The sequence below is a fragment of the Candidatus Infernicultor aquiphilus genome, assembly GCF_002784285.1.
GTDB classification, from domain to species: Bacteria; Atribacterota; Phoenicimicrobiia; order Phoenicimicrobiales; family Phoenicimicrobiaceae; genus Infernicultor; species Infernicultor aquiphilus.
On the sequence record NZ_PFKO01000315.1, the window covers coordinates 1 to 5,338 of the forward strand.

The following is a 5,338-nucleotide window of genomic DNA, read 5'->3' on the forward strand; positions in this document are numbered from 1 at the left end:
ATTATATTTTATTTTAGAGGGGACTCATGAATGTAAAGGAAGATACAAGGTCTAAGCTTGATTTACTTCTTTCTATCTTTATTGTATTCTTTAAGATAGGAGTATTTACTTGGGGGGGAGGCTATGCCATGCTTCCTCTTATAAAGAATGAAGTAGTAGAAAAGAAAAAGTGGATTGGTTCAGAGGATTTTATAGACGGAATAGGAGTATCACAGAGTATTCCAGGACCAATTGCAATAAATACTGCTACATTTGTTGGATATAGAATCTGTGGAACTTTAGGTTCTATAGTAGCTGTAACTGGAGCAATACTTCCTTCTTTTGTTACGATAATATTAGTGGCAATGTTTTTCTTAGGATTTCGAGAACTTACAGCGGTTCAAGACTTTTTTAAAGGAGCAAATCCAGCTATAGTTGCTCTCATTATAAGTGCAGTAATAGATATAGGTAGAGATGCTCTAAAAAGATACAGAGAAGTTATTATTGCATCAATTCTCTTGTTTTTACTTCTCTACTTTAAGATACATCCTATATTGGCTATAGTGATATCTGCTATCCTAGGATTATTTTTAGGGGAGAAAAAATGATTCTAATTCAACTTTTTCTTATTTTTGCTCAGATAGGTCTTTTTGCATTTGGAGGAGGATATGCAATATTACCTCTTATAGAAAAAGAAATAGTGAATAATTTCCACTGGCTTACCTATAAAGAATTTTTAGAGGTAGTTACTATTTCCCAGCTTACTCCAGGACCTATATCTATAAATGCTGCTACCTTTGTAGGATATAAAGTAGGTGGAATTCTAGGTTCTATTGTCGCAACTGTGTCTGTGTGCCTTCCTTCAGTAATAATTATACTTATCGTTGTTAGATTCCTAAAAAAGTTTGAAACAAATATATGGGTAACGAACATTTTGAAAGGCTTAAGACCTGCTGTGGTAGCTTTAATTGCTTCTGCTGCTTACTCTATAATAAAAGGTGGAGGTATTTCAGATATAAAAGGGATAATTATCGGAGTAGTAAGTTTTCTCCTATTAAGGAGTAAAAAGCTAAACCCTATTCTGATACTTATTCTGGCTGGAATAGTAGGAGTGATAGTGTATATCTAAAGAGCAAAGAGCAGCAAAGAGGGTTCAGGTCTTCACAGGCTGACCCCGATATTTGCACCATTTCCTCAATGAAAGGAGGTTTAAATATGACAGATATCTGGCTTTCTTGATAATTGACTTTGTAACCTAGCAGTAATATACTTATAAAGCTTAGTCAAAAGATAATCGCTTTTTAAATAGGCCTGTACACTGCGGGCAGGTTTTAAACTTTTTTTGGGGAATTTTAAAACTTTAAAGAAGGTGGTATTTTGGAAGAGCAAGCTATAATAGAAAGGCTCATGGAGCTCGACACCAGAGCAGCTGATAAAAGCGCAAGAAGGAAAAAACAACTGGCTGACCTGGAACGCCGATGTAAAGAAGAAGAACAGAAAATGTTCAGGAATTATGCAAGCCAGATAGAAGACGAAACCAAGGAAACTGCACAAGAGATACGGCAAGAAGCAGAACAGGAAGTTGACCAGCTGAAGTTGAATACTAAGGAAGTCCTCAAGAATATGGAGCGGGAATTTGAAAAATCCCTGAAAGATATTACTGATGAAATATTAAAACGGATTTTTGATATCCATAGGGAGAGTCATGGATAAGCTTACTAGATATTCAGCCGTAAATACCAAGATAAGGGTGATGGAAAAAGAATTTTTGAGACGGGAAGATTACTTGAATATGCTTCAGAAGAAGTCCGTGGCCGAGGTAGCCCGCTATTTAAAAGAGAATATTTCTTACGGCAAGCTATTAGGAGGAATTCACCTCGACACGGTCAGCAGGAGAGACCTGGAAGACATTCTGAAGCGCAATATGATCAAAAACATGGATAAACTTATCCATTATTTCTGGGATGATTATAAGGACCTTGTCCGTTCGCTTTATATGAAATATGAGATAGAGGATTTAAAGGTCCTGGCCAGAAGTATTTTCAACGGCAAGGAGCCAGAAACTATTGAAAAACCCCTCTCCTTTTTAGGCAAATACAGCCGAGTTAACCCTAAAAGGCTTTTTAAATCAAAGACGATTAGGGACTTGATATATTCTTTGGAAGGTTCGGAGTTTTTTGAGGTCTTGAACCCTCTGGTAGATGGCAAGAGAGAAAATCTCTTCAGGTTTGAGATGGCTCTGGATATGGGTTATTTTAACATCATTCAAAGCCGAAGGCTAAAAATATCCGGGGAGGACAGAAAAATGCTGAAGAAATGGGAAGGGATGGTAGCTGATCTGTACAATATTCAGTGGATCTACCGAGGTAAAAAATTTTACCACCTGTCACCGGAAGAGCTTTTAAACTACACCATAAATTTTGGAGATAGACTGACTTTTGCGGATCGCCAGGGCATGTGTTATACGAAGAACCTTGAGGAGCTCTACCGGATGACCATAAATACGGTCTATGGTTTTTTGTTTAAAAAAGAAGAAATATCCAGGGATATATATATGGAAAGGCGCATCAACAGGTTTATCTATTATAAACTCATGGCTATGACCCATAAGTTCACCATGAGTATAATCCAGACTATAGGATATGTGTGGTCACTTGAATTTGAAATAAGGGATATCATTTCCATAATAGAGAGTATAAGATATGACCTGCCACCGGAAGAAGCCAGGAAATTTCTGGTGAAAGCGGCCTAAGTTCAAGGAGATATTTTTATGAGTGTAGAAAAAATGAAAAGTATAGGAGTTATAGGTAAAAAAACTCTTTTAAACCGGGTTTTACGTTTGGTGGCTTTAAACGGGAGTATGCACATGATAAACGCTTTAGTCAGAGTGAATTCCACCGATTTTTTCCTGCCTCCTAGTGAGAAAAACATAGAAGCCTTAGAAGAACTACCTTTCTTAAAGCCCTATTCTTCAAAGCGGGATTTTACTAAAGACGAAGAAGTGGTAAAATCATTATTAAGTCTTTTTAGTATAAAGCCCCAACTAAGAATGGAATATTTGGGCGAGGATTATGACTATGATGACTTTATGAAGCAACTTTCGGACATCTACGCTAAGGTTTGTTCCACTGCCGATGAGATAGAAGAAAAGGTGCGCTCTATCAATAAAAAAAGAGAGTACATTGATAACCTTAAATATCTGTCCAGGTTTAGTTTAGATCTAAGCCGGTTTATTTATATGAAATACCTGGTATTCAGGCTGATAAGGATTTCCAGAGAAAATTACGATAAGCTCAAGAAAAATTACGAGAACATACCAGCAGTAGTATTAAAGGTGGGAGTGGAAGGCAAATATGTCATAGTGGCTTCCATAACTCCAGTAAGTTTGGAGGAAACCCTGGAGAAGATTTTTAGTTCTCTTAATTATACCCTTCTGGCTATACCTACAGAATTTGGGGGCACTGCCGCAAAAGTTACGGAGGAACTTAGGAAAAGTATAGGTGAGGACCAAAAGGTCATAGAATACCTTAAAAAATCCTCGGAAGATTATAGGGTAAAATACATTACAGAATTAAAAAAAGGTTATTCCAGGCTGGAAATGGAGAAAAAGACCGAAGAACTCAAATCAGAGATTGCCATGGGTAATAAACTATTTTTTATGTTTGGCTTCGTACCGGTTAGCAGTGTGTCCAGACTGAAAAGCGAACTGGAGAGCCAGTTCGGGGGTGAGGTTATAATTTTGGTGGAGGATATCAATAAAACTGGTTCGGGCCTAACCCCACCTACAAAACTTAGTAATATAAAACTATTTAGACCTTTTGAAATATTGGTGAAGATGTATGGCACCCCGGCTTACCGTGAAAAAGACCCTACGGCCTTTTTCGCTTTGACCTATATGCTTCTCTTTGGAGCGATGTTCGGTGATGTGGGCCAGGGACTTATACTGCTTTTTAGCGGTCTTATTTTAGAACTGGGATGGAAAAGGACTAGCCTGGGAGGAATTTTGAGCCGGATAGGTTTAAGTTCCACCGTTTTTGGTTTCGTTTACGGCAGTGTTTTCGGCTCCGAGGAAATCCTATCACCGCTCATCATCAGGCCTATGGCAAACATCAATTACATGCTGGTGGTGGCAGTGGTCTTTGGTGTGGTACTTATCTTAAGTAGTTATATATACAACATAATAAATTCCAGCCTTGGAAAAAACATGGAAGAAGGCCTTTTCAGCAGAAATGGTGTAGTAGGACTTGCCTTTTACCTAATATTGTTATATACCATATTTCGGGTTGTCGTTACCCATAGTAATATATCACCAGCACTGGCTTATACTATGATGGGTCTTCTTATTTTGATGGTATTTAAAGAACCTCTGGCCAACAAGCTGCTCCATGCCGATAAGCTTTACAGAGGATCTCCGGCTAATTATTATATAGAAGAGGGGTTTGGAGTAATAGAGACTCTGCTTTCCATGCTTTCCAATACTATATCCTTCCTAAGGGTGGGAGCTTTTGCCTTGACCCATGTGGGACTTTATATAGCCTTTGCCACCTTAGCCAGGATGATGAGCACCTCATGGGGAAACCTGGCAGTATTGGTATTGGGGAATATAGTAATTATCGTTTTAGAAGGACTTATAGTATTTATTCAGGCTTTGAGGCTGGAATATTACGAGCTCTTTAGCAAATATTACCGGGGAGATGGTATAGAATATGTCCCGGTAAAAATAAAAGGTATATCATCTGTCGGTAGGAGAATAAGTTTATATCATAAAAAAAGGGGTATTCCCCTGGGTATCGGGATATATATTTACAACATTATAAATTTGAAAGGGGGGTTTTAAAAATGTATGCAGTATCGTTTATGGCCATGGCTATACCGGGATTGACCGTGGCAGCAGGGTTCTATATTTATTTAAAGAAAGATAAAGCTAATGCAAAGAGGATCAGAAAATTAGTAAGAGCAAGTGTATCGATTTATGTAGTGCTGGTAGCGGTTTTCCTATTTTTCTTGATACCGGGTATCGCCAGTGCTGAATCTTCGGCAAATTCTTCATCGGGGATGGGATTTTTGGCGGCTGCACTTTCCACCGGAATTAGTGCTATCGCCGCAGGCTATGCAGTGGCTGTCGTAGGCTCCTCGGCTATAGGGGCTATTTCAGAGGACCCGAATATTGTGGGTAAAACCATTATATTTGTGGGTTTGGCTGAAGGTATTGCCATATATGGGCTGATTGTCTCCATAATGATACTGGGTAAAATATAGAGGGATCCCTATGAAGGTCTTTATAATAAGCGATAATACCCACACCCTGACTGGCATGAGGTTATCTGGTATAGAAGGAGTGGTAGTCCACGAAAGGGAA

6 protein-coding genes and 1 pseudogene are annotated in these 5,338 nt (G+C 38.5%); all 7 read left to right on the plus strand.

Annotation, left to right across the window (positions count from 1 at the left end):
* Window positions 1-26: 26 nt before the first annotated feature.
* Window positions 27-587, plus strand: coding sequence for a chromate transporter (locus tag COZ07_RS08805; protein ID WP_406608194.1), 561 nt, complete (start codon window positions 27-29; stop codon window positions 585-587).
* A complete protein-coding gene (locus tag COZ07_RS08810; protein ID WP_406608195.1) occupies window positions 584-1,108 on the plus strand; it encodes a chromate transporter in 525 nt (174 codons plus the stop codon). Before COZ07_RS08805 ends, COZ07_RS08810 begins: the two co-directional genes overlap by 4 nt.
* Window positions 1,109-1,356: 248 nt before the next feature.
* A complete protein-coding gene (locus tag COZ07_RS08815) occupies window positions 1,357-1,692 on the plus strand; it encodes a hypothetical protein (RefSeq protein WP_406608196.1) in 336 nt (111 codons plus the stop codon).
* A complete protein-coding gene (locus COZ07_RS08820; protein WP_406608197.1) occupies window positions 1,685-2,731 on the plus strand; it encodes a V-type ATPase subunit in 1,047 nt (348 codons plus the stop codon). The genes COZ07_RS08815 and COZ07_RS08820 overlap by 8 nt, the downstream gene beginning before the upstream one ends.
* A 90-nt stretch (window positions 2,732-2,821) precedes the next feature.
* Complete coding sequence (locus COZ07_RS08825) at window positions 2,822-4,816, plus strand: V-type ATP synthase subunit I (RefSeq protein ID WP_406608199.1); 1,995 nt, start codon at window positions 2,822-2,824, stop codon at window positions 4,814-4,816.
* 2 nt (window positions 4,817-4,818) lie between these two features.
* Window positions 4,819-5,238, plus strand: coding sequence for an ATP synthase subunit C (locus tag COZ07_RS08830; protein WP_406608198.1), 420 nt, complete (start codon window positions 4,819-4,821; stop codon window positions 5,236-5,238).
* A gap of 10 nt (window positions 5,239-5,248) precedes the next feature.
* Window positions 5,249-5,338 (plus strand): annotated as a pseudogene (locus COZ07_RS08835) (ATP synthase subunit F); the annotation flags it as partial.

What these genes read in the sequence shown, in the direction of transcription:
- COZ07_RS08805 (WP_406608194.1), top strand. Translation starts at nt 27, where the DNA reads ATGAATGTAAAGGAAGATACAAGGTCTAAGCTTGATTTACTTCTTTCT.
- COZ07_RS08820 (WP_406608197.1), top strand. Translation starts at nt 1,685, where the DNA reads ATGGATAAGCTTACTAGATATTCAGCCGTAAATACCAAGATAAGGGTG.
- COZ07_RS08830 (WP_406608198.1), top strand. Translation starts at nt 4,819, where the DNA reads ATGTATGCAGTATCGTTTATGGCCATGGCTATACCGGGATTGACCGTG.
- COZ07_RS08810 (WP_406608195.1), top strand. Translation starts at nt 584, where the DNA reads ATGATTCTAATTCAACTTTTTCTTATTTTTGCTCAGATAGGTCTTTTT.